Consider the following 321-nt stretch of genomic DNA (forward strand, 5'->3'; position numbering starts at 1 on the left):
GCACCGAATTCACCGACTGGCCGTATCTCCAGGCGGGGCTCGGCGTGCAGACCTGGTTCTGCGACCCACAGTCGCCCTGGCAGAAAGGATCGGTCGAAAACACCAATCGCCGCGCCCGCAAATGGCTGCCGAAAGACCTCGATCCCCTGTCGGTCGACGACAGCGACCTGAAGAGCATCTGTGACCAGCTCAACACCACGCCGCGCAAATGCCTCGGCTTCAAGACGCCGTCCGAAGTGTTCAGGCAGAAGCTGCTGGCCGCCCGGCGATGAACCGGCTACCCTACCCCAGCTCAAAGTCGCGCTTCGACGAGAACTCACA

The 321-nt window shown here is 62.6% G+C and carries 1 protein-coding gene; it reads left to right on the forward strand.

Annotated features, from left to right (window positions below; translation table 11 throughout):
• Nucleotides 1-272: transposase (locus tag AC3A4H_RS23685; protein ID WP_487768892.1), on the forward strand; the 272-nt coding region annotated here is incomplete at its 5' end.
• Nucleotides 273-321: the final 49 nt, after the last annotated feature.

This window comes from Pseudaminobacter sp. Soil_N_29, from assembly GCF_057656055.1.